At 33.3% G+C, this 23,017-nt stretch carries 20 protein-coding genes and 1 pseudogene; 10 read left to right on the forward strand and 11 right to left on the reverse strand.

Features of this window, described 5'->3' with window-relative positions; translation table 11 throughout:
• The 5 genes and pseudogenes from cydD to CIB95_RS16425 form a co-directional block, all read left to right on the forward strand.
• Complete coding sequence (gene cydD / locus CIB95_RS08015; RefSeq protein WP_094924018.1) at nucleotides 1-1,710, forward strand: thiol reductant ABC exporter subunit CydD; 1,710 nt, start codon at nucleotides 1-3, stop codon at nucleotides 1,708-1,710.
• Nucleotides 1,711-1,712: 2 nt separating this feature from the next.
• Entirely contained in the window at nucleotides 1,713-3,431 is a 1,719-nt protein-coding gene (gene cydC, locus CIB95_RS08020) for a thiol reductant ABC exporter subunit CydC (RefSeq protein ID WP_094924020.1), read from the forward strand.
• A gap of 169 nt (nucleotides 3,432-3,600) precedes the next feature.
• A complete protein-coding gene (locus CIB95_RS08025; protein WP_094924022.1) occupies nucleotides 3,601-4,659 on the forward strand; it encodes a hypothetical protein in 1,059 nt (352 codons plus the stop codon).
• A 372-nt stretch (nucleotides 4,660-5,031) separates the two neighbouring features.
• A complete protein-coding gene (locus CIB95_RS08030; protein WP_094924024.1) occupies nucleotides 5,032-5,880 on the forward strand; it encodes a DUF4179 domain-containing protein in 849 nt (282 codons plus the stop codon).
• Nucleotides 5,881-6,270: 390 nt separating this feature from the next.
• Nucleotides 6,271-6,880: pseudogene (locus tag CIB95_RS16425) on the forward strand (IS3 family transposase); the annotation flags it as partial.
• 277 nt (nucleotides 6,881-7,157) lie between these two features.
• On the opposite strand, the gene CIB95_RS08045 reads toward CIB95_RS16425, so the two are convergent.
• The 4 genes from CIB95_RS08045 to CIB95_RS08060 form a co-directional block, all read right to left on the reverse strand.
• A complete protein-coding gene (locus CIB95_RS08045; RefSeq protein ID WP_094924028.1) occupies nucleotides 7,158-7,919 on the reverse strand; it encodes an SGNH/GDSL hydrolase family protein in 762 nt (253 codons plus the stop codon).
• 296 nt (nucleotides 7,920-8,215) lie between these two features.
• Nucleotides 8,216-10,648, reverse strand: coding sequence for a DNA topoisomerase IV subunit A (parC, locus tag CIB95_RS08050; RefSeq protein ID WP_094924030.1), 2,433 nt, complete (start codon nucleotides 10,646-10,648; stop codon nucleotides 8,216-8,218).
• Between the two features lies 1 nt (nucleotide 10,649).
• Nucleotides 10,650-12,617: a DNA topoisomerase IV subunit B gene (parE, locus tag CIB95_RS08055; RefSeq protein WP_233143975.1), complete on the reverse strand. Its 1,968-nt coding sequence runs from the start codon at nucleotides 12,615-12,617 to the stop codon at nucleotides 10,650-10,652.
• Nucleotides 12,618-12,834: 217 nt separating this feature from the next.
• Nucleotides 12,835-13,248: a CoA-binding protein gene (locus CIB95_RS08060; RefSeq protein ID WP_094924034.1), complete on the reverse strand. Its 414-nt coding sequence runs from the start codon at nucleotides 13,246-13,248 to the stop codon at nucleotides 12,835-12,837.
• Nucleotides 13,249-13,523: 275 nt separating this feature from the next.
• Here CIB95_RS08060 and plsY point away from each other — a divergent pair, with 275 nt between their 5' ends.
• Both plsY and CIB95_RS08070 read left to right on the forward strand, forming a co-directional pair.
• Nucleotides 13,524-14,111 (forward strand): glycerol-3-phosphate 1-O-acyltransferase PlsY, encoded by a 588-nt coding sequence (gene plsY / locus CIB95_RS08065; protein ID WP_094924036.1) that lies wholly within the window; start codon nucleotides 13,524-13,526, stop codon nucleotides 14,109-14,111.
• 101 nt (nucleotides 14,112-14,212) lie between these two features.
• A complete protein-coding gene (locus CIB95_RS08070; RefSeq protein ID WP_094924038.1) occupies nucleotides 14,213-14,410 on the forward strand; it encodes a cold-shock protein in 198 nt (65 codons plus the stop codon).
• Nucleotides 14,411-14,513: 103 nt separating this feature from the next.
• On the opposite strand, the gene CIB95_RS08075 is transcribed toward CIB95_RS08070, so the two are convergent.
• Together CIB95_RS08075 and CIB95_RS08080 are read right to left on the reverse strand one after the other, a co-directional pair.
• Nucleotides 14,514-14,993 carry a DinB family protein gene (locus tag CIB95_RS08075; protein WP_094924040.1) on the reverse strand — a complete coding sequence of 160 codons (480 nt, stop codon included), beginning with the start codon at nucleotides 14,991-14,993 and terminating at the stop codon, nucleotides 14,514-14,516.
• 92 nt (nucleotides 14,994-15,085) lie between these two features.
• A complete protein-coding gene (locus CIB95_RS08080; protein WP_233143976.1) occupies nucleotides 15,086-15,346 on the reverse strand; it encodes a YozE family protein in 261 nt (86 codons plus the stop codon).
• A gap of 161 nt (nucleotides 15,347-15,507) precedes the next feature.
• Between CIB95_RS08080 and CIB95_RS08085 the strand changes: the two genes are divergently transcribed.
• Complete coding sequence (locus tag CIB95_RS08085) at nucleotides 15,508-15,738, forward strand: hypothetical protein (protein WP_094924044.1); 231 nt, start codon at nucleotides 15,508-15,510, stop codon at nucleotides 15,736-15,738.
• A gap of 18 nt (nucleotides 15,739-15,756) precedes the next feature.
• Here CIB95_RS08085 and CIB95_RS08090 read toward each other — a convergent pair whose 3' ends face one another.
• Nucleotides 15,757-17,904 carry a sensor histidine kinase gene (locus CIB95_RS08090; protein WP_094924046.1) on the reverse strand — a complete coding sequence of 716 codons (2,148 nt, stop codon included), beginning with the start codon at nucleotides 17,902-17,904 and terminating at the stop codon, nucleotides 15,757-15,759.
• Nucleotides 17,905-18,083: 179 nt separating this feature from the next.
• Between CIB95_RS08090 and CIB95_RS08095 the strand changes: the two genes are divergently transcribed.
• On the forward strand, nucleotides 18,084-19,184 hold the full coding sequence (locus CIB95_RS08095; protein WP_158217584.1) for a GGDEF domain-containing protein: 1,101 nt from the start codon (nucleotides 18,084-18,086) through the stop codon (nucleotides 19,182-19,184).
• A gap of 16 nt (nucleotides 19,185-19,200) precedes the next feature.
• Here the strand turns inward: CIB95_RS08095 and CIB95_RS08100 are convergent, their stop codons facing one another.
• The 3 genes from CIB95_RS08100 to CIB95_RS08110 form a co-directional block, all read right to left on the reverse strand.
• Nucleotides 19,201-20,148, reverse strand: a complete 948-nt coding sequence (locus tag CIB95_RS08100; RefSeq protein WP_094924049.1) for a DUF1835 domain-containing protein — start codon at nucleotides 20,146-20,148, stop codon at nucleotides 19,201-19,203.
• A gap of 104 nt (nucleotides 20,149-20,252) precedes the next feature.
• Entirely contained in the window at nucleotides 20,253-20,732 is a 480-nt protein-coding gene (locus CIB95_RS08105) for a dihydrofolate reductase (protein ID WP_094924050.1), read from the reverse strand.
• The gene (locus tag CIB95_RS08110; protein WP_094924052.1) at nucleotides 20,729-21,523 is read right to left on the reverse strand and encodes a thymidylate synthase; all 795 of its coding nucleotides are present in this window, start codon (nucleotides 21,521-21,523) and stop codon (nucleotides 20,729-20,731) included. Before CIB95_RS08110 ends, CIB95_RS08105 begins: the two co-directional genes overlap by 4 nt.
• A gap of 202 nt (nucleotides 21,524-21,725) precedes the next feature.
• Between CIB95_RS08110 and CIB95_RS08115 the strand changes: the two genes are divergently transcribed.
• Nucleotides 21,726-22,220: a L,D-transpeptidase family protein gene (locus tag CIB95_RS08115; RefSeq protein ID WP_233143977.1), complete on the forward strand. Its 495-nt coding sequence runs from the start codon at nucleotides 21,726-21,728 to the stop codon at nucleotides 22,218-22,220.
• Here CIB95_RS08115 and CIB95_RS08120 read toward each other — a convergent pair.
• The gene (locus CIB95_RS08120; RefSeq protein ID WP_094924055.1) at nucleotides 22,217-22,978 is read right to left on the reverse strand and encodes an alpha/beta fold hydrolase; all 762 of its coding nucleotides are present in this window, start codon (nucleotides 22,976-22,978) and stop codon (nucleotides 22,217-22,219) included. The genes CIB95_RS08115 and CIB95_RS08120 overlap by 4 nt on opposite strands.
• Nucleotides 22,979-23,017 lie beyond the last annotated feature (39 nt).

Consider the following 23,017-nt stretch of genomic DNA (forward strand, 5'->3'; position numbering starts at 1 on the left):
ATGAAAACACTTCAACAGTTGGCAAGTAAGCAGAAGGGACGATATTATGCGCTGACTGCATTAGTCATTGCCTTAGGAGTTGTCGTAATTACCCAAGCTTACTTAACTGTTACGATCGTTGATGACTTATTCTTGAGTAAGCATGAATTCAAGGAAGTAGTACCATTACTGATAGGATTATTAGTGGTTCTTTTATTAAGAGCAGCAATACATTATGGCACAGGACAAATTGGCGTGAAAATGGCAGCAGTTGTAAAGGCTGACTATCGCAAGAAGCTTTTACACTCCTATGCTGATCAGTCCATTTTAGCCTCATACAAAGAGCAAACTGGAAGTAAGGTCAGTGTCATGCTCGATACAGTTGATGAGCTAGATAGTTTCTATAGCAAATACGTGCCACAAAAAATGATTTCAACAATAGTGGCTCTAATGATTCTTATCGTCGTGTTTACACAACATATGTATTCTGGCTTAATTATTCTATTTACAGCACCTTTTATCCCATTTTTTATGATGATCATTGGGAAAGCCACAGCGAAAAAATCACAGGAAAAACTCGCTAGTTTAAATGCTTTTTCTGGAAAATTTCTTGGTACGCTTTCCGGGTTGGTTAGTTTAAAACTTTATGGTCAATCTCGTACTTACCGTGATGCAATTAAGAAAAGCAGCATTGGTTTTCGTGATACAACGATGAATATATTAAAGATCGCCTTTACATCATCGTTAATGCTCGAATTCATTTCGATGTTAAGTATCGGATTAGTCGCATTAGAATTAGGTTTACGGCTAGTCGTTTTCCAACAAGTGAGTTTTTTCACTGCCTTTTTCATTCTTTTGCTAGTTCCTGAGTTTTACCATTTGCTTAAGGAGTTAGGCAGTGCCTTCCATGCAGGTCGGAGTAGTACTGGAGCGGCTGAAAGATTAGAGGAAGAACTAAGAATAGATAAGCAAAAAATGGATTGGGGAAAGGCAATACTAGAAGGTCCAGTTAAAATACAGTTGAAAAATGTAGGCTTTGTTTATCCTAATGGTCAATTTTCCTTAAAAAATATTAATACAGTACTTCCAACAACTGGTCAGGTAGCAATTGTAGGTAAAAGTGGCTCTGGAAAAACAACACTTCTTCACGTAATTGCTGGACTGATAAAACGAAGTGAAGGTGAAATACTCTTAAATGAACGTAGCCTTAATGATTACAGCGAGACGCAATGGTTTGAAAACGTTAGTTATATTACCCAGCACCCTTACCTGTTTGCCGGTACAATTGCAGAAAATATAGCACTTGGACTGGATGACAGTTTAGAAGATATTGAAGCGGCCGCAAAAAAAGCTAATATTCATGACTTGATTCAGTCATTTCCGCGAGGTTATAAAACGATTATTGGCGAAAGTGGGAGAGGGCTGTCTGGTGGAGAAAAACAACGGATTGCTTTAGCTCGCGCTTTTTTAAAGAATCCGTCTGTTATTTTATTTGATGAACCAACATCTGGCCTCGATTTAGTTACAGAACAAGTACTACAACATTCTATTAAAGAATTGAGTAAATCATCCGCTGTTATAACAGTGGCCCATAGACTGCAAACAATTAAAAACGCTAACCACATTTTAGTTATTGATGAAGGAACACTTCTAGCTGAAGGAACTCATGAGCAGTTATGTAAAGACATTCCTGCTTACAGTAAGTTATTTTCTAGAGAAGGGGAGGAGTAGGCTTGAAAGAATTAATCCGAATCGTTTCTATTATGTTAAAGGAAAAAAGAGATGTATTGTTGTCCATAATCTTTGGCTCTATTGCAGGACTTACAGCAGTAGGTTTATTTGCTGCAAACGGATATTTAATCTCACAAGCTGCTCTTACTCCACCTTTATACATTCTTATTGGAATGGTGGCAGTTGTAAAATTAGGATCACTCCTTCGGGCAACAAGTCGCTATGGAGAGCGCTACTATTCCCATCGAGCAACATTTACGATGCTTTCTGACCTTCGCGTTCACTTCTTTGAAAAACTAGAAAAGATGCCGTTACCTGACATTCAAAGGTATCGTAGTGGAGATTTACTTTCTCGAATCGTAGGAGATGTCGAGAGTTTACAAAACTTTTTTCTACGTGTGTTATATCCGCCGATTATTATGGTGACAGTTTTTATAGGCACGATTATGTTTGTCTCTTTTTATACGGTGGAGATTGTCATTATTTTAATTATAGGATTAATGTTAACAGGTTTTCTTATTCCAGCATGGTTTGCAATCAAACAAAGAAAATTAAGTGGAGAAATACTAAACACTAGAGCAAATTTTTCTACTGAAACGACAGAATGGTTTAAAGGCTATCGTGATCTAAAAATTCACAGGCAACTATTAGAAAAAGAACAACAATTAATTAGTGCATCTGACGCTTATATTGAACAACAAGAGAACTTAGGAAAAAGATCTAATATAAATCACTCTATAAATCTAGCTGTTTCATTTCTTATTTTCTGGACAGTTGTTGCTGTTAGTGGATATTTAGTTGCAAGTGGCCAGTTAGATGGTCTATTTTTCGCGATGGTCGTTATGATTAGCCTTACATTGTTCGACCATTCCACACCGATGGCTACATTGCCAATATACTATGAAGAAAGTGAGCGTGCAGCAATTCGTCTAGAATCTGTCATTGACTCCCCTAAAATAAAATCTAAGAAGCAGAGGGGGGAAGGCAATTTTAAAAATCCACCTTCTATTACGTTAGAACATGTTAGTTTTTCTTTTCCAGGGGAGAGCAGGGAAGTAATTAAAGATATCAACTTACATTTTCCTTCAGGATCGAAAACAGCTATTGTTGGTCCAAGTGGCTCAGGTAAATCTACTGTATTAAACTTGCTTTTGCAGTTACATGATGTGACTAAAGGGACAATAAAATATGAAGATATTAATCTGAAAGATCTAGACCAAGAACAATTATGGAAGCAAGCGAAAGTCGTGTTACAAGAAAACCACTTTTTTGCCGGTACGATAAGAGATAATTTATTACTTGAAGCAGATTTTATGACCGATGAAGAGATAAAGCAATTACTATTTGATGTCCAATTATCACAATTTACCCCATCAACTGAAGTGTTTGAGAATGGCGAGAACTTATCTGGTGGCGAAAAACAGCGACTTGCTATGGCTCGCGCAATAGTAAAGAAAGGTAACATCTGGTTACTAGACGAGCCGACTTCTTCACTAGATAGCTGGACTGCAAATCGTATATATAACGAACTCTATCGACGAGCAACAAATGACACAGTTATTTTAGTAAGTCACCAACTAGCAGGACTTGAAAAGATGGATCAAATTGTCGTCATGGATCAAGGGAAAATCGTAGAGGTAGGAAACTATGAAGCGTTAATGGAGAAGAAAGGATACTTTTATAAATTGAAAAAAATAGAGGAAAATATAATTAGTAGCTAGTGATTTAGGCCGGACTCAAGTAGAAGAGGCTGCTGTAATTATATTAACTTTCATCTAGTAGACTTTATATATATTTCGGTTCGTTAATAGTAGGCTACGGTTATCCCTAGTCTACTTTTTCTAATATGTTTAATTTTAAATCATCTGATAATGCGCAGATATACAAACAATGAATCAAATTAGTAAAAATATATTTAAGAGCGTTGATAATTTATATGTTGAAAAGGAAATGGAATCAAAGAATGAAATCAAAAACAATGATTATTCAGATGAGAAAAAGAAAAGTTATTTTTATGTTTCAAAAAGCAAAGATGATTTTACCTACTTTAATGTTGTAGAAATATATTATAATGGTGACCAAATGCTTATTGACCGTTCTGTTTTGGAGCATGCATGGTCAAACAGAAACAATATTAATTATTTAGAAGATGTGGAAAGTTATAAGAATGCTTTGAGAAAACAAGAGCAGAAGAATAGCCTTTTTATGACTGTCAGAGCAGCTGGATATACTGATTCAAGTGCTTTAGGTGTAAGATTTCATGGAAATTGGCTTCGGCATAAATCAATATTTTCTTATACTTTAGAAGGTTATTTACCAAATCACTATTCGCATGTTTCCTTTAGAATGCATAGTAAATGGACATACCTATTATCAGAAAAATTATCAGGAGGGAAACGCGTTTGGGCTAATGTATCACTAACAGAAGTAATACCGAATAATACAAGTACCACAGATCGTCCATTCTTTGTTGAAGATGCTTGGTTTTGGTCAGAAGTATATAGTCCACATGCAAGCGTGAAAAGTTATGCACCTACAAATACGCCTAAAGAGGAAACTTTAACTTACGGATGGGGCATAGATGCTACTGGCGGAATTGAAGGTAAGACAGGTTCAGCCTCTGTTACTGTAGGTGCAAGCTATTCAAAATCACTTGCGACCACTCAAATCGAATATTACACAAATAAATACACAGAATCATCTTATAACGGGACGACTTTCCATATGGATTTTAATGGGAATAATCCCTATACAAGAAATCATTCTGAGCACACAAGTGTAACTTTCTCAGAAGCTTCATCAACCAGGAATTCTGTTCTCTTCTATAATAAGATGAAGTATATGGTTGATGGACAAAATTGGCTTATTACTAACAAAACACTTGAATCATCTTGGTTTGGAACCACTGTTACCTATGATCCTTATTGGAGCAATTATCAGTTGAAATAGCGATTTGTTAAATGAAAAGATTTAAAGCAGAAGCAGATGAAGGATTCTTAGAATCACTAATACTGGACAAATAAAAAGCTAATTTATACCATTAGGAGGGTAGACTGGCTTAGTGATAAGCGACTTAGTGCTATTTGGTATGCTCAAAATAATAGAATCTCATCAATAGAAGAAAGTAATTTCACATAAGGGATGTAATGAAATGGTGCAAAGCCATTCAAAAGAATTATATACAGGTTTTTGATATATAGAGTTATTGTTAAAATATAAATTCATGCTTGAGCCGTATTCATTACGAACTCCACATTGTATATTTTGTTGTTACGCGTATACTATAGTATAGTTGAATCAGTATGGAATGAGGTGTTTTATTTGACTAAGAATAAGAAAGTAAAGATCGGTATTTCGATTGCGATAATTTCTTTGATTGTACTTTCTTCTGTTTTTATTGCAAGTGCATTTGTGCTAAACCGGCCAGCTATGTCTTCCATTTCTTTCAAAGGTTATGATGATGGCATAAAACTTGCAGATAGGAATGGTAATTATACATCTTTAAATATTAATAAGCAATTAAATGCAGACTTTTCTTTAGAATTGAATAATGTATACTTAGGCATTAAGCGAATCATTATCTCTTATACGCTAACAAGTAAGGGCGGAAAAATCCCTTCGGATTACAAAAATGAAGAAATATCAAATAAATGCAGTATTTCTATTGATGGTAAAAAATACGATATTGTTGATGTGACTTTAGCTTCAAATGTAATTGAAGGCGGCACTTTAGAAGGCGCGTTATTATTAGATGAAAGCAACTACGGAACAGATTTTGTTTTGTCAGAGAATTCTGTTTTCAATGTATCCTTTAACAATTTACTGAATATAAATAAAGATATAGATTTCGAATTTCAAGTGGATATGCCGAATATTTCAAAGGATCAGATAAATTTCGATTTTAAGTATAAAAATAAAAAATATACTATTAAATCAATAGAATTAGATTCTATAACTACTACATTAAATTTTTCAAAGGCAGTTAATATCAAAGATATGAAGATTGTTCAAAATAATGAAACTTATGATGCAATTACGGTTTCTAACAAAGGTCAACATTATATTAGCTTTCCGGCGGTCCAAAGAGGAATCCCTTTTACTATTTATATTGGCAATGAAAAATTACATACCTCTACTCATGAAAGAATTTATGCACACACTTTTGATTGAAACCATAATAATTTAAAAGAAATAAGCTTTTATTGAAAAGCTCTGTGATTTGCGCAGAGCTTTACCTAAATATAATGGTGGCCTACTGCACAAGTAAGAGCCTGATTTTTGCGTATTAGTATCATTTTTCTATCAAAACACATGTGGAGTGTGTAGTTTCTCTAGTGAGAAAATAATATATAATCACTTACCTGTTCCCTCAAATAATCCATTTTGAGGGACTTTCTATTTATATAAATAGGTCTAATAGGTAGGCATCTTATAATCTTTTCTCGATTAGAGTCTTTTTATCAACTCAAGCTGGTCTGAAATATCATCGTTTTTACTGGTCTGAAGTGTAGAAGTTTGAAAACTTATTGTTAAAATTGTTTGACCTACTAGTTCAATTCACAAATAATGAAAGAAAATTGCTTAGTTTCAAATTACACAGTAGTTTAATTTCAACCACAAAAAACATCTTGTAATGAGTTACAAGTCAAAAATGAATGAACCGTAGGTTCAACCAGGAAGTAGAGTTATCAGTTGTAGTTAGCGACTTAATATATGTAAGAGTCAATAATAAATGGCAATATGTATGTGTATTTGTGGACCTTTTTAATAGAGAGCTTATCGGTTATAGCGTTGGTCCAAACAAAGGTGCAGCATTAGTTTATCGAGCATTCGCTTCTATTCAAAGAGACCTTCGTAAAATTCAATACTTTAACACAGATCGAGGAAGTGAATTTAAGAACAAATTGATGGATGGGGCACTTGATGCATTTGGAATCAAACGTTCACTAAGTATGATATGTTGCTTCAGCTACGACAATGCCGTAGCTGAAGCAACATTTAAATAATTAAAACTGAGTTTGTTAGAAAGCGTCACTTCACTAGTTTAGAACAGTTAACAGTAAAATTAAATGATTATGTACATTGGTTTAACAACCATAGAATCCATGGAACACTGGGCTACTTAAGCCCATTTGAATATAAACTTGAACACCTTAAGAAAATTGTCTAATTTAGTGTTGCCAATTCAGTTATCTGGACGGACTAACGATTATAAGAAACTTGGAGAGGTAGTAGTTCCTTATGCAGTTTATTATAAGAAGTAAGAGGGTTACTTATTGATCTGATTAGGTTTTTGTTTAGTTGACATAATATATATTATCGGAAGCAATTAAAAAAATCGATTTTATATCTCATAATCAAGGTAAACTTAAGATAATGAGATATCATAAAAAAACAAAACAATTAGTAAACGCGCTGAACGCTCACTAATTGCCTTGTTCAATTCATTATTTTCTTCCTTTTTTTCGTTCACTTAATGCTTGAACACCAATTTCAGCAAGCTTATTATGACCCTTTAATGACGGATGTATATCATTTGGATGTGTTTCAGTAGATATTAAATATGTGTCATGACCCCACCCAGAAAATGCACTATGGGCATCGGCATAAACTACATTAGTATAGTTGCTGCCTTGTTGTACAAGCTCTGCATTATATCCAGGTAATATCAATTCAAAAGTATGATAATTTAACCAATCTGTTGTACGATGAAATGGATTGTAAAAGTTATAAATTACTATCTTTGCTTTAGTAAGTTCCCTTATTTTCATAACAATTAAATGATGATTTGCTTTCATGTCAGCAAATGCTTCATCCAACGTCTTTGAGTTAGTAAAATAATAATCTTGCATTATATCATTAGCACCAATGTATAAAGAAATATATTTTGCATTACTAATTTTTACTTGATATTCGCTATCCGAAAGAATAAGCGCTAACAATTCATCAGATCTCAGGCCAACGATCCCTTCGTTTATTAAATCTAGATTTAGGTTACTAGCCATTAAACTTGGAAAAGCCTCGCCATGAGCATTGTCTCTTTGCTCTGTACCATCTAACAGATAGCCAAAAGTGATTGAGTCGCCTAAAGCAACAAGAGTTCCTCCAGTTGTTCCTGAACCTGGCTTTCCTTTAGCATAGGTAGTAGCCGAAAATACAGACATGAGTAATATTAATGCTGTAACTAACTTAAAAATTTTCTTTTGCAATAAACTATCCCCTTTACAAATAAAATTAACCTTATTCAGCACATAAATAAGTTTAAAAAATAAGGAAGAAAATATAGTACTGATGGTCTCTAAAAATATTACGTTTTTACTATTAACCTTACAATAGCTTCGACAAAACAAGTGCTTAAATTCTAAAACAACACAAAAACAACGCTAAAAATCTACAAACATAAGATGCATAATGTATTTTTGAAATCATTTTAGTTTACATAATAATATTATTGACACCAAATATAAAAAAACCCAAATCACAAGGATCTGGGCTTAATTCGTTATTAAATTTCTGTTTTAACTTCTTTTTTCATTGCAACTACTTCATTGTTATTTTTACTGTCGATTACAAAAGATCCGTTACTATAGCGATCTACTTTATTATAGTCAGAAGATTCCACAGTAACTTCCTCCCCTTTTGCAGTAACAAGCACTAACCTGTCGTCGTTATTAACAAAAATAACACTTACAAGTCGATGTGGGTTCGTTTTTAGTTCTTTTAACATCTTCTCTCCACGGTTTGCACGTGAAGTTTTGTTAAATTGCGAAATTGCCATCTTTTTGACTGCTCCACGTTGTGTTGCAACGATCATTTCTTGCTTTTCATCAGGATCAAAACATGTTCCAGAAATTACTTGATCTCCAGCTTTTAAGTTAATTCCTTTAACACCAGAAGCACGTTGGCCAACAATACTTATTTCATCTTCGCTAAACCATAAGCCATAAGAATAGCTAGTAGCAAGGAATACATCATTTTTACCATTTGTACGGTAAATATCAACTAAATTATCGCCTTTTTTCAATTTCAATGCCATTAGTGGCTTAGAATATCTAGTAGCTTGGTAATGTTTTAATTCCGTTTTCTTAACCATTCCTGCCTCAGTGATGAAAATTAAGTAATCTTCCGTCTCAAAATCACTTACTGGAATAGCTTTTAAGATTTCTTCGTCACGATCAATTTGAATGATATTCGCTACATGTTGACCTAAGTCTTTCCAACGAATATCAGGCAACTCATGAACAGGGATATATAAGTAGTTTCCTTTGTTCGTAAACAATAATAGTGTGTCAGTTGTATTCATTTCAAAGAAACCAAGCACTTCATCGGTATCTTTCATACCAAGTTCAGCTCCATTTGAGGCTGAATGCGAACGAAGACTAGTACGTTTTACGTAACCATCTTTCGTTACAGTTACAATAACATCCTCAGATGCGACCATTACCTCTAATTGAACTTTAATCTCTTCAATTTTATCTTGAATAACAGTAACACGATTGTTACCATATGTTTTCTTAATTTTTTGTAAGTCTTTACGTATTACATCTAAAAGTTTCGTGTCACTATTCAGAATTGCTGTTAATTGAAGAATTTTCTTATCTAGCTCATCCATTTCTGCTTGCAGTGCCGTAACATCCGTATTCGTTAAACGATATAACTGCAATGAAACGATAGCTTCTGCTTGTTCTTCCGTAAAAGAATATAAGGAAATTAAGTTATCTTTCGCATTTCGCTTGTCTTTTGAAGCACGGATAGTCGCAATTACTTCATCTAAAATAGATAACGCTTTCATTAGCCCTTCAACTACATGGTGTCTTTCTTTTGCCTTATTTAACTCGTAGTTAGATCGATTAGTAATAACCTCTTTTTGGTGATCGATATATGCTTGTAAAATCTTCTTTAATCCAAGTAATTTAGGTGTTTTATTGTGAATTGCTACCATATTGAAGCTATAAGATACTTGTAAATCAGTATTTTTGTAATAATAATTCAAAATACCAGTTGGGTTTGCATCTTTTTTAAGCTCAATTACGATACGTAACCCAGTACGGTCCGTTTCATCGCGGACTTCTGCAATTCCTTCAACTTTTTTATCAAGACGAAGTTCATCCATTTTCTTTACTAAGTTCGCTTTATTTACATCGTATGGAATCTCAGTAATGACAATTTGTTGTTTTCCGCCACGAAGGTCTTCAACCTCTGCTTTACCGCGAAGCACAACTCGTCCTTTACCAGTTTCGTAAGCTTGACGAATGCCATCTACTCCTTGAAGAATCCCTCCAGTTGGGAAATCAGGACCTTTTAGAACAGTCATTAATTCGTCGACTGTACAATCCTCATTTTTCATTTGCATTATGACAGCATCAATTACTTCCACTAAGTTATGTGGAGGAATATCAGTCGCATAACCAGCTGAGATACCTGTAGATCCATTAACTAATAGGTTAGGGTACATTGCTGGTAATACAACTGGTTCATTGATTGTATCATCAAAGTTTGGTATGAAATCGACTGTATTTTTCTCAATGTCACGTAATAATTCTGAAGCAATATTAGACAGACGTGCCTCTGTATAACGCATAGCTGCTGGTGGATCACCATCAACACTTCCGTTATTACCGTGCATTTCAATTAAGTAATTTCTAACTTTCCAATCTTGACTCATTCGTACCATTGCGTCGTACACGGAAGTATCACCATGTGGGTGATAGTTACCGATAACATTACCGACAGTTTTAGCTGATTTTCGGAAATTTTTCTCGGCAGTATTCCCTTCTTGGTACATCGCGTATAAAATACGTCGCTGTACTGGTTTTAAACCGTCCCTTGCATCAGGTAAAGCACGTTCTTGAATAATATATTTACTATATCGACCAAATCGGTCGCCAATGACATCTTCAAGCGGGAGGTCTCGGAAAACTTCTTGCTGCTCTGTCATCTTAATCCTCCTCTACTACCGTTAAATTTTCATTTTCTAAAATGTTTTTATCTTCGTTCATTCCAAAAGCTACATTACTTTCAATCCATTTACGTCTAGGTTCAACTTTATCACCCATTAACGTTGTAACTCGTCGTTCAGCGCGTGCCACATCATCTATCTTAACACGAATAAGTGTTCGTGTCTCGGGATTCATTGTAGTTTCCCATAATTGATCCGCGTTCATTTCTCCAAGACCTTTGTATCGTTGAATAATATAACCTCGACCAATTTTTTTAATGGCACCTTGTAATTCATCTTCATTCCAAGCATATTCAATAACTTCTTTCTTCCCTTTTCCTTTACTAACTTTGTAAAGCGGAGGAAGTGCAATGTATACTTTGCCAGCTTCAATTAGAGGACGCATATAACGATAAAAGAACGTTAGTAATAACACTTGAATATGTGCTCCATCTGTATCCGCATCGGTCATAATAATAATCTTGTCATAGTTTATGTCATCTACAGTGAAGTCTGAGCCTACACCCGCTCCGATTGCATGAATTATTGTATTGATTTCTTCATTTTTAAAGATATCAGCTAACTTTGCTTTTTCTGTATTAATTACCTTACCACGTAATGGTAAAACTGCTTGGAATTTACGATCACGCCCTTGCTTCGCAGACCCTCCGGCAGAGTCACCCTCAACTAGATATAGTTCATTTTTTTGTGCATTTTTAGATTGAGCAGGTGTAAGTTTCCCGCTTAACGTAGCATTGTTTCTTTTGTTTTTCTTACCAGATCTCGCATCTTCACGTGCTTTTCTTGCCGCTTCACGTGCTTGAGCAGCTTTAATTGCTTTTTTTATAAGCATGGAAGATATATCAGGATTCTCTTCAAAGAAATAAGAAAGTTGTTCTGACACGACACCGTCTACAGCAGATCGAGCTTCACTAGTACCCAATTTACTCTTTGTTTGTCCTTCAAATTGTAATTTTTCTTCAGGAATACGAGTAGAAATTATCGCAGTAAACCCTTCACGAATATCTGCACCTTCAAGGTTTTTATCTTTTTCTTTAAGTAATGCTACTTTACGAGCATATTCATTCATAGCTCTCGTTAAAGCTGTTTTCGCGCCTGATTCATGTGTCCCGCCATCTTTTGTACGGACATTATTAACAAAGGAGAGAACATTTTCAGAATATCCGTCATTAAATTGGAACGCAATTTCAACTTCAATTCCATTTTGCTCGCCTTCAAATGAAATGACAGGATGTAATGTATCTTTATCTTCGTTTAAGTAGGCAACGAAAGCTTCCACACCTGTTTCATAATGATACTCTTCTTTTCGTCCATCACGTTCGTCAGTAAGCGTAATTTTTAAACCTTTTAAAAGAAATGCCGCTTCACGTAAACGTTCACTTAAAATATCAAAATTGTATGTAGTTGTAGAAAACATCGTAACATCAGGTTTGAAATGAATCATCGTACCTGAATTTCTAGTTTTGCCAATTTTCTCTAACGTAGTTGCAGGTTTTCCACCATTCTCAAAGCGTTGGCGATAAATCATGCCATCACGCTTGATAGTAACTTCAAGCCATTCAGAAAGTGCATTTACTACAGAGGCACCTACTCCATGTAATCCTCCACTAGATTTATATCCACCTTGTCCAAATTTACCACCAGCATGAAGCACAGTTAAAATTACTTCAGGAGTCGGTTTCCCGGATGCGTGCATCCCTGTTGGCATACCACGGCCTTCATCTGTAACTGAAATACTATTATCTTTATGAATTACGACATCTATCTTATTTCCAAAACCAGCTAACGTTTCATCAACTGAATTATCAACAATTTCAAAAACGAGGTGATGTAACCCTCGACTATCAGTAGAACCGATATACATTCCAGGACGCTTTCGAACGGCTTCAAGCCCTTCTAAAACCTGAATAGCATCATCGTTATACTCTATTCCTTTTTGCTTAACCACTGTGTAATCTCCCTTCAATGTTGCAAAAACATCCGTTTCTCTGCATTTATAAACCATAGTGTACTAGAGGATTTATAAATTGTCACCATCAAATCAACTGTCTTTATATTAATTACTAAAATCAATTTTACCTATTTCTCCTAATTCCGCAACCATTTTTTAAATTTTCTGTCATTAAATATCCCCTGCTAATCTTCAAAAACAGGGGATATTTACTCTATTTTGTTAAAGCATGCTCTACTTTTATACATCTGTCCATTATTACTATCATGCCTTGCTCTTTTGCTAATTCGAATGCTTTTTCATCAATGACACCAAGTTGTGTCCATAAAACATCTGCTCCTATTTCTATTGCTTCTTTCGTAATATCATAAACAAACTCACTTCTTCTAAATACATTAACAATATCTATATGTTTATCAATTTCAGATAGGGAGTTATAAGCTTTCATACCTAAAATAACTTCTGCTTTAGGGTTAACAGGGATAATTTCATATCCACTTCTTTGCATTGCTTCAGATACCATGTATGACGTTCTAGTTGGATCATCTGAAAGTCCGACAACAGCAATCGTTTTCTTTTTTCGGAGAATTTCTCCTATTTCATCTCTGCTAGGATTTTCAATAGTCATCATTAATCACCTTTCAAACTAAATTATTATTTAAACATCACAAGTATTTTAGAAAATGGATATGTTTATTGTATTTAGCATAATATGGCGGATATGAATTCGTCAAAAGAATATTAAAGAGATTCAATAACACAAAGAGAAATACTACCTATGTTCTACTTAGTATGTAAACAATTATTAGTTACTTTTATTACCTAATCACAATAATAACTTGATAGTAACGGCTTTGTATCCTATAATTAAACAATAGTATCTGGAACAAAGGGGAATTATCAATGTACTACGATTACTTATTATACATAACAGCTTACTTGCTAGGATCAATTCCTTTTGCACTTATTGTTGGAAAGATTGGCTATGGAAAAGATATTCGCGAATATGGTAGTGGAAACCTTGGTGGAACGAATACTTTTCGTACTCTTGGCGTAAAAGCTGGTCTACTTGTATCTATAGCAGATTTACTTAAAGGTACACTAGCTGCTTTCTTACCAGTAATTTTTGCAATTAATCCTGAGCCTTCTCTTTTACTAGGAGTTATTGCAGTTATCGGACATGTTTATCCGGTATTCGCTAAGTTTCAAGGTGGTAAAGCAGTCGCAACATCTGGAGGTGTGTTTTTAGCATATCACCCTCTACTGTTTATTACTTCACTAATTGCTTTCTTTTTATTTTTATATTTAACAAAATATGTCTCATTATCATCGATGTTAACTGCTATTTATTCTTTAATTTTCTCTATCTTTATTAAGGATCTTTGGTTAATAGTTGCTGTATTATTACTTGGAATCTTTGTTTTTTATCGCCATCGTGCTAATATTAAAAGAATAATGAACAAAACAGAACCAAAAATTAAATGGCTCTAGCAACTGATTATTACTATTAGGCGTATACATATCATCTAGAATATGTACATATACTAATACATAGTGACTCGTCAGTATCGACAAATTAGGAGGTTGGTTTTATGGCATTTTCAAGAAAGGGCCCAGAACCTGGACCAGATGTAGAAACAAATGTATGGACTTGCAAAAAAGAGGATTGCAACGGTTGGATTCGTGAAAACTTTTCATTTGATAAAGAGCCTGATTGTCCTTTTTGCAAAGGTGAAATGGAAAAAGAAGTCCGCATGCTTCCTGAATTAGAAAACGAAGTAAGACGCTAAAAGAGATGAGGAATGAATCCTCATCTCTTTTTTTCATTGTTTTTTAATCTAATACCTTCGCTTAACAACATATTTTAGAACAATTGCTTAAAAAGGCTTACTCCTATAAGTTAATCCCCAGTATGCGCTTTAATACATTTATAGCTCCTAAATGATGACCTTCATGGTAAATTGCAAAGGTAAGTATTTCTTGAACAGTCGTAAATTCTCCATGAGTACCTGTTAGGAACGGCTTTTTTAGTTTTTCCTCTAACTTCCCTGTTAATAATTGCTCGATTTCAGATGGCTGTTTCGATAAATGTATGGTTATTTCTTTGATGGTTGGCGGTACCTCTTTCCAGTTATCAGGGCTAGTTTTAGGGGCGAAATACGATATATATTCATCTTGCAGTTGTAACGGTATCCCAACAAAACGATTTACTAAAAGACTTTGAGCAGTAAAAATATGTCCAAACTGCCAACGTAAGTTGTTTGTAGACCCATTTGGTACTTCATCTAATAAATCTGTTGGTATTGTCTTTATTGCTTTTAAAGTAAGGCTTCTGGCAAAATGTAATTGATTAAATAACAACTTTTCATTCATTGCATCATCTCCATTTGCTGTTTTCTATTTAATACTACAAAAGAGAGTAACTTATGAATGAATATAAAAAACCTACCATATCCGCAGGTAGGTTATAACACTTTTAACTCATCTAACAAATAAATTTCCCATAAATCATCAAATAATGTTAGGGAATGAATTGAAGATGAATGTAATTCAAGGTATGTGCTAATTTCATCATAATTATTAGATTGTTTAGGGAAGTCATGTGCAAGATAAACTTCATTAGCTATTTTGGCAATGTCAATATTGCTATCGCCTCTATATTTCATTAAGAAATGGTAAAAGGATTTCTCCACCAATCGTCCTCCTATCTTAAACTTTGCCTTCATCTCTTTTTACAAGATACTAGATTATACAAAATCTGTCAAACTATCATGCGAATAGTTAGGAAACCGTCGAAAACCCTCGTAGTTTGCGCTTTCCCGGGAAACTAATTACATGTTTAAGATTTTACTACTTCGGTAATAATAGTTCTAAAAAGGAGTTTAATATGAAGGTAATTCATAAAGAACTATTAGATATTCAAGGCAGCCAATCCACTTTTTTAATAGAGGTAGAAAATAATAATGCACATTCTTATAACGATCGTTTTAAAATTATTGTAAGTACTAATGATGATCAAGTTTTAATAGAGGATATTTTTTGTTATAACGGATCTGAAGACCGTTATGATTGCGTAACAAATTTACTTTCACCTAAGATATTCAATGAGTTGATATAAAAAGCAGATAACTTAACTTCAGTTATCTGCTTTTGTAGGGATATAGATATTAAATGTGGTCCCTTTATTTTTTTCACTTTGAACTTTTATTTCTCCACCTAAATCTTGAATAATGCGGTAGGAAATCATTAACCCCAATCCATTCCCTTGCTCTTTTGTCGTGAAAAAAGGAGTTGCTAATTGGTTAACTACGTGTTGCTCCATACCGATTCCAGTATCTGAAATGGAAATACAAAATTGATCATCTTCAAAACTAGTTTTTATTGTTAAAGATCCACCTGATTCCATAGCTTCGTTCGCATTTTGGAACATATTAAAAAATACTTGCCTTAAGTAGTCATCATTCACATAAAATTCAGGGATTTTTGAGAACTTTTTAATGACCGTAATATCTTTATTTTTTAACACATTCACAAATAATAATATTGTTTCATCTAAAAGTTGATTAATATTGGTCTTTACAACTTTATTGGACACTTTAGGTTTCGAAATAGATAACATGCTATTTAATATTGAATTTATTCTTTCTATCTCATTAATTAGTAAAGGTTTATACACTCCTGCAGATGAGTTGTTATCATTTTCAAGTTCTAAAAAACCTTTAATTGTAGTTAATGGATTTCGAATTTCATGAGCAATGCCTGCGGCCATCTGTCCAATTGCATTTAACTTTTCAGAATGGAAAATTTCTTTTTCAAGTATTTTTTGTTCGGTTATATCCGTAAACATGACTAATAAATCATTATTACTAAGGTCTTCTTTACTAAAAGGAATACTGGAGATCGTACCACTAAAAGTATAAAGTTTACTATCAAGATCTAAACTAAATTCTATTTTTTTATGTTTTATTTCATTACTATTAAATGAATCAAAATCAATTACACTAATAAAACGAAATATTTCTATATTGATGCTCTTAATGTTTTCAATAGACTTCCCTACTACTTGATCTTTTGATATTGAAAATAAGTCTTCACAGTAACTGTTAAATGTTGTGATTTTTTTATTTGTGCTGCTTATCGATATAACACCGTAGTTAGTAGTTTCTAAAATAGTTGCGGCCTTACGATACTCGTGCTCTCTATTGATAATTTGTTCCATCATTAAATCAAATGATGCATTTAATTGAATAACTTCTTTATATGTATTATTGATTTTATTTTGAGGGGTTTTACCCTCACCAAAAATCGATACTCTTTCGACTAGTTCATAAATTGGTTTTGTTAAATATTTAGTTAACCAAATAGAAAGAATTATACTAGTAAGTAACACAATAATGAAAATAAACAAATACTTAACTAACAACTGTCGCAACGGCTCGTACATTTTATTTGTTGGTGATGAAATAACTACATACCAATCATTATTAAAACCATTAACATGCTGGATTTTTGAAACGCTAAACGAATAACTTTCGTCTTCACTTAGCAATATTTCCTTATTTTGTAAGGCGTCTTTCAACTTCTCTTTCTCAACACCATAATAATTAAAGAAATTAACATTAAAGATATAAGAACGTTCAGGGTGGGCAATAATTTCTCCTTTGCCATTCATTAAAAAGGCAAGGTCATGACTGTTAGCATTACTACTTTGTTTACTAAAACGGTCGATTAAGTCCCAAAATGCATCTAAATCTATCGAAGTTGAAACAGTGCCTAAATGAACGCCATCACTTTTTTCCACACGTGCTGCCAATACTACAAGTGGACGATTAATAACAGGTGATAAATATATATCTGAGAAATAAATGCCATTTTCATTTGCTTTATCAACCCAAGAACGTGTGCTTAAGTTTGCCCCAAGCATTCCGTCTCCCATATCTGCAATAACAATTCCTTTTTTATTTAATAAAATTGAGCCATAAAAATATTTATCGTGTGATTCGATAAACGAATAAAACTCCTTTTTAACCTCTTCAGAGTTGCCATGGAAATTTGTAATAACCGTGTTCCTTCGTAATAAATCAATATCGGCTAATCTCTCATATATGAACTCATTAATTTCACCCGAAACACTCTCAGAAGCAAAATGAAGATTTCGATCTATTTGATTTGCTAGAATCTCTTTTTGATCATCATACGAAATAAAACCTAAAACTCCTAGTGAGCAGATTGAAATAAATAGTATTATAAACAGTAGTTTACTATAAAGTGTACGGAAGAACATTTAACTTCACTCTCTTCTAGGAAAAATATACCTATTAATGATACTATTATATTGTATTAGTTTTTCCGACAAATTTCTATAAGAAATTACAATTTCCATCTTGTTGTTAACTACTTATCTACTCTTTTATGATAAAATCAAATAAACTACTCAGTAATTGCCGCAAGGAGACCTCTTACATGACAATAGAAAAATTACAATTAATTTTAGCAAACATCGCTTTGTTATTCATGATGCATGTTTTATTAAGTGCCGTTCATAGTAAATTAAAGCCATTCAATACAAAGTTCACATACCTATTACAAGTTACAATTGTTTCATTAACATCAATTGCCATGTTATATTTCCCAATTGCTTTTGGCGACTTTCGCTTTGATTTTAGAGCTCTACCTTTGATGCTACTAGCATTCATATTAGGATGGAAGCATACAATCCCTGCATTAATCTTAGTATCACTCGTGCGATTTAGTTTTGGCGGAGAAGGAGCTATTCCAGGTGTTATTTATGGAACTATGATACCGACTATAGTTGCTATGCTATTATCAAAGAATGCATTTGCAATGAAAAATGTATTCAGATACTTAACTGGATCAGTTGCTGTTATTTTATCATCAGACTTATTCATCATTATAGTAGTCCCAAATGGTTGGGAAGTTTTTAAAGATATATTCCCATTGCGCTTCTTGTTTTTTGTTTCTAGTGCCTACATGATCTATTTAATGGTAATGGAAAACCGAAAAAGATTAGAACTCCAAAATAGACTTAAATTTTTTGCTAATCACGATCCACTTACAGGATTATATAACAATAGGAGATTTTTTGAAAAGGTTAAAGAAGTATTTATAAAAAAGGATGGGCCTTATTATATTGCAATGGTCGACATTGATTACTTTAAAAAAATTAATGACACATACGGACATGTATCTGGTGATAAAATTTTGTCAGCCTTTGCTAACTTATTGTTATCTAACTCAGGAAAGAATTTAGTTGTTGGTAGGTATGGTGGTGAAGAGTTTATCATTCATATTTCAGGTATGTCTCCAGTAGGAGTTTTAAACAAGCTTGAAGCTATTAGAAACGATATTGAAAGAACTACTTTTTACACACATGAAAATGAGCCGATGACTTTAACTGCTTCAATTGGATTCACTAATTATGTAAACGTTCAAAATATGGAATTGACAATTGACATTGCAGATCAAGAGCTTTATAAAGCAAAAAGAAATGGTCGTAATCAAATTTCTTCAAACTTAATCGAACAAATAAATAAAAAATCCTAACCAATATTATTTGTGGTTAGGATTTTTTTATTAAATTTTCCCCATCATAATACCAACCATGATCTGTTAAGTGAACTCCACCTACCCACCAATCAATTGGCGAATAATCTGTTCTTTTCTTTGAATTATCATCTAGTACTAACTTCCCTATATTAGTTATAGAGCAAAGCGGATTGTTATTTCCATTTAGCCTTGGCAGCTTATCAGTGACTTGAATTAGTGGAGATAACTTCATTAAAATTGCAGAAAATTGCAGGTCAGTTAACCCATCCTCTACACGCTCATTAGTTATTATTTGAAAGAGCTCATTAAATAGCAAAGCCTCTTCATTTAATAGTTTTAATACCGTTCTTTCTAATTCATTTAATCCGTCTGCAGGATGTGGAAAATAAGAATAATGAACTTCAATTGCTTTCTTTAAAAACGGAAGGCTAAGCTCCTCATTTTGTAACATATCATGTAATAGAACCGGGTTATCTGATGTGTAATATTCCCAAGCTAACGCAGCATCATCTATTTGTTTTCTTGATACTTCTCTTCTATCACTTACGAATAGTTTTTTCAACTCATTCTCAGATAATTGCCCTAGGGAATGAAATTGCTTCACAGAAGGATGATTATTAATACTAACTATTTTTAATGTGTTAAACGATATTCCTTTTAAACGATTTAATATGTAAATAAGCATTATCTGGTCATATCTATCATGTTCAAACCACAATGTTACATCATCATTTCTTTGTATACGATTAAGCGCTTCCTCCTGTTTCATGGATGTTTCAATAAATAACTCCTTTGGTACACCAATACTATTTTCAAAGTATTTAGCCCGTTTATTCAAAACCGCTTCAGTTAACTGTTCTTCAAGTGGGCCAAAGTCGTACATTTCACGCCATACTATTATTTCACCTTCTATATTTTTCAGTTTGTTTGCGAGCACATCTCCATTAACAATATGAATCATTAGTTGTCACTCCTCTGTTTAATTATTATAACTCAGTTAAATAAAATGCTCATTATTGGTTGTAAAGAAAAAAGCGAACAAATGTCCGCCTAATGATAACTTCTTTATTTCCTTACATATTCTAAAAATTTATAATCATAAGGATTGGAACTATCTTTTTCCCCAATTGTTTCATGGACTAATTCCCATTGTTCCATTTGAACAAATGGAAAAAAGGCATCTCCTGAAAAAACTTCATCAATTAATGTAATATACAACTTATCTGCTTTTGTTAGAAATTGCTTGTACACTTCTTCTCCACCAATAACATAGACTTCCTGTCCCTTAAAAGTAGTAAGTACCTCTTCAACAGAATGGAGAACTTCGACACCAGATACAGACCAATCCTTATTACGAGTTAAGACAACATTTCTTCTATTAGGAAGTGGTTTGCCAATAGATTCATACGTTTTTCTACCCATTACTATAACGTGATTTGTCGTGATTCGTTTAAAGTACTTTAGGTCAGCTGGTAGATGCCAAGGCAATTTATTATTTAATCCTATTGTGTTTTTTTTATCCATGCATGTAATTAATGAAATCATACAGAAACCGTTCCTTTAATATGCGGATGAGCATTGTAGTTTTTTATAGAAAAGTCTTCGAACGTGAAATCAAAAATCGTTTTCTTTTCTTTATTAATCTCTAGTTGTGGAAGTGTATTAGGATCCCGTGAAAGTTGTAATTTCACTTGCTCAATATGGTTAGAGTATATATGTGCATCTCCTAATGTATGGATAAATTCTCCCGGCTTTAAGTTACAAACATGAGCAACCATATGTGTTAAGAGTGCATAGGAAGCGATATTAAATGGAACACCTAAAAAGACATCTCCGCTTCTTTGATAAAGCTGACATGATAGTTTACCGTCTGTAACAAAAAATTGGAATAATAAATGGCATGGTGGTAAAGCCATTTTCTTTAAGTCACCAACATTCCAGGCAGAAACTATTAATCTGCGAGAATTAGGATTTTGCTTAATTTCTTGGATGACATCAGAAATTTGATCAATAGTAGTTCCATTGTCAGCTGTCCACGAGCGCCACTGGTGACCATAAATTGGTCCTAAATCTCCATTTTCATCTGCCCATTCATTCCAAATCTTAACACCATTTTCTTGTAAATAAGAAATATTCGTACTACCTTGTAAAAACCATAATAATTCGTGAATAATAGATTTCATATGTATTTTTTTTGTAGTAACAAGTGGGAATCCTTCTTGTAAATTAAAACGCATTTGATGACCGAAAATACTTACTGTACCTGTCCCAGTTCGGTCCATTTTAGTAGTACCTTCATTTAATATCTTCTCACAAAGTTTTAAATATTGTTCCATCAGAATTCCCCCATAATAATTTTTTCATATTATTATTGTAACAGGGAAAAGGTTAATTTTTCTAATAAAAACTTTAACCAATACGGTAAATATATCGTTTGTATTAGTAGACTAGTAACATATATTAGTTTATAGCCTCCCAGTAATATTTCTAGTTAACTATTTTTATTTGTCGCATATGATAGCTGATGAGGTGGTAAATGTGCTAATCCATTCGGTTAAAAAAGGCGAAACGCTTTGGTCTATATCTGAAGATTATCGAGTTCCATTATCAAACTTAATACTAACCAATAATATTACAAATCCAAATATGATTATGATTGGACAACAAATAATCATTCCTGGATTACCAGACCCTAACACAATTCCATATCAAATAAAGGTTTTTTTAGGTAGAAAAAAACTCCAGTTACTTAAAAATAACGTACTTATTAAAGAGTATCCTATAGCAATTGGTCGAATATTGCATGCTACACCTTCTGGAAGCTACGTTGTAGTTAATAGACAACCAAATCCAGGCGGACCATTTGGAAGCATGTGGCTAAGCTTATCTAAAAAACATTACGGTATTCACGGAACAAATAATCCTTCTTCTATCGGAAAAGCTGTTTCTTTAGGCTGCATTAGAATGTACAATGCGGATGTTCTAGAACTAGCATCAACAATTCCTAACGGAACATTAGTGAACATAAATTAAAAATCTTGAGTGTTTTCTTTAAGAAAATGGTCAATAGCATGATTAAAGGGTATTGCTTTCTTCGTTGGAATTTGGTGAAAGGCATTATTAATATAAACGGTTTTTAGATTTGGTACCTTCTCTTGATAAATCTTTTGATAAGAGTGGATGTAATAATCTTTGTTCCCATAAATAAGCAACATCGGAGCCTTTATATATTCAAGCTTGTTAGTACACGAGTATTGCAAACCATTTGTATATAAGTCAGCTATTGCCTTTTGGTTATTCATTAAAAAGTATTCCTTCATCTCATATAGATCCTCTTTAACCACCTTATGGCTAAATGATAAGAGGCTTGCTAATAAAGATAGATTATTTTTTGCTAACCAAATTCCAACCTCAAACTGCTTTTTCAGAAGTAATGTAGTAACTTCTGAAAATCCCCCGCATAAGATTATTCCTAATGTTTGGTTAGGGTATCGTATAGCAAAATCTTGTGCGACAAATCCTCCATTTGAATAGCCACAGATATAAGCTTTTTCTATTTTACATTGTTCAAGTAAATGAGATAAGTTTTCACTTAATGTTGGTATTGTTAATGGATCTCCTGAATAATCACTCTTACCATGCCCTTGTAAATCATACAGTATTACTTGATATTTATTAGCTAATTCTTTTTGATACTTAAATACTACATGTCCCATTCCTGGTGGGTGAATAAATACTATTGGCACACCAGTACCAAGGATTTCAATGTAATGATTAATTATTTTAGTCATCGTTTCACTCCATAATAATTGCTTTTAATAGTATCATCT

This window comes from Lottiidibacillus patelloidae, assembly GCF_002262935.1.
Classification (GTDB): Bacteria; Bacillota; Bacilli; order Bacillales; family SA5d-4; genus Lottiidibacillus; species Lottiidibacillus patelloidae.